This is a genomic window from Bacillus gaemokensis, assembly GCF_001590835.1.
Taxonomy (GTDB): Bacteria; Bacillota; Bacilli; order Bacillales; family Bacillaceae_G; genus Bacillus_A; species Bacillus_A gaemokensis.
The window spans coordinates 3,768-4,268 of record NZ_LTAQ01000052.1 but is presented as its reverse complement, the minus strand read 5'-3'; the positions used below and the strand labels follow the sequence as shown (position 1 = coordinate 4,268).

Sequence of the window (501 nt, the reverse complement as noted above, 5' to 3'; positions counted from 1 at the left end):
TATTCCAGGCACCAAGCATGCCCGTGGATATGTCCAACCAGACRGAGCRAGTGAGCTAAAAGACGTTACTTATTATAACCCAAGTGCAGGTAGCTCGGCTGGAGATATGATTTCTACTGCTGACGACTTAAACAAATTCTTCTCTTACTTGCTCGGTGGCAAATTACTGAAAAAACAGCAACTAAAGCAAATGCTTACTACAGTTCCTACAGGAAGAGAAGGAATGGATGGATATGGTCTTGGAATCTTTGAAACTAAGCTTCCAAACGGTGTCTCGATATGGGGACACACWGGTGGCCTTCTAGGGTTTGTTACTCTTGCTGGAGGTACACTTGGAGGCAAGCATACATTGGCCGTCAGTTTGAACAGTTTGGGTAGAGCTGACAGTCCTAATCCTTTTAAAAATATTTTACTTGCTGAATTTAGCAAGTAGGCAAAAAGGAAAAACGGATAAATTTTGTCATAGTTTTTATAGTTAAAAATATACCTTTCTGGTTCAAA

1 protein-coding gene is annotated in these 501 nt (G+C 40.6%); it reads left to right on the top strand.

Annotated elements, in window-relative coordinates; genetic code table 11:
- Window positions 1-433 (top strand): serine hydrolase (locus AZF08_RS23125; RefSeq protein ID WP_153019579.1); only part of this gene is annotated, 433 nt, incomplete at its 5' end.
- Window positions 434-501: the final 68 nt, after the last annotated feature.